Origin of the sequence: Pseudomonas sp. GM18, assembly GCF_000282195.1 — a bacterium.
Lineage (GTDB): Bacteria > Pseudomonadota > Gammaproteobacteria > Pseudomonadales > Pseudomonadaceae > Aquipseudomonas.
The window spans coordinates 1-1,204 of the sequence record NZ_AKJT01000115.1 but is presented as its reverse complement, the minus strand read 5'-3'; the positions used below and the strand labels follow the sequence as shown (position 1 = coordinate 1,204).

The following is a 1,204-nucleotide window of genomic DNA, read 5'->3' as shown; positions in this document are numbered from 1 at the left end:
CCGTCCTTTGGTAGCAGCTGCGGAGCCTGCGAGGCTGCGTTCGGCGGCGCAGCCGTCGTAAAACCTGAGTGCACGGTATATATGCAAGACCGCGTCGTTTGATTTCACGACTGCTTCGCAGCCGAACGCAGCCTCGCAGGCTCGGCAGCTGCTACCAAGGGACGGTTTCGGTGAGTTTTTGCGAAACCTGACACAGGTCAGGTAAAAAAAACCGTATCAAAAGGCGCATCGAGGCGACGAATAGCGCGACTTGAGCAATACTCTGACCGCGGCAATCCAGGGTTCGGAGCGCTGCAGATTGCAATCTACCCGCCTTCACGGGTCTGCCAGGCTTGCTCCCTTGCAAGCGTTGCGCACGACTGAGGGCCAGACAGAACAAGGACGTAGCGCCTATGAAACCGGTTTCCATCAGCGAAAACAGCTTGTCTGCGCAGATCTGGAACAGCGCCCCACAACTGGACAACATCCCCGTCATCAACACCGAAACACTGGTCCCTGCTGGAGCTCGCGCGGTGGTGATCGCTCCGCATCCCGGCGATGAAGTGGTGACTTGCGGTGGCCTGCTGCAACTGTTGTGCTCCCTCGGTCATCCTCTGCAACTGATCTCGATTACCGATGGCAGCGCCAGCCATCCGGGGTCGCGCCAGTGGTCGGAAAAACGTCTGAGCGTGTTCCGCCCCCAGGAAAGTGTCGAAGCCTTGCGTCGGCTAGGCTTGCCGATGCACAGCCTGAAATGGATTCGCGGCGGTTTCACCGACAACGCTCTGGACGAGCGGGAGTCAGAATTGACCCAATTCATCGTCCGCTATCTGCGCCCCGGCGATGTGGTGTTCACCACCTGGCGCGAAGACGGCAACGTCGACCACGACGCCGTCGGCCGGGCCAGCGCCAGGGCAGCGGCCCTGGTCGGGGCGACGCTCAACGAAATACCTGTCTGGTCCTGGCACTGGCCGATGCGCGATCACGGGTTGATCCCCTGGCATCGCGCACGCAAGCTGCGCCTCGACACCTGGACTGTCGCGCGCAAAAGCCACGCCACCCATGCCTACGCCAGCCAGCTCGACGGCGAACCGGCGATCGGCATCGCCCCGCTGCTGCCGCGAGTGATTCTGGAACGCATGCGGTTGCCGTATGAAATTGTGTTTGTCTGATTCTGTAGCAGCTGCCGAGCCTGCGAGGCTGCGTTCGGCTGGGCAGCAGTCGT

General features: G+C 61.4%; 1 protein-coding gene. It reads left to right on the top strand.

Translation table 11 applies throughout. The features are described 5' to 3' along the window. Nucleotides 1-392: 392 nt before the first annotated feature. The gene (locus PMI21_RS02555; protein ID WP_007941554.1) at nt 393-1,151 is read left to right on the top strand and encodes a PIG-L deacetylase family protein; all 759 of its coding nucleotides are present in this window, start codon (nt 393-395) and stop codon (nt 1,149-1,151) included. Nucleotides 1,152-1,204: the final 53 nt, after the last annotated feature.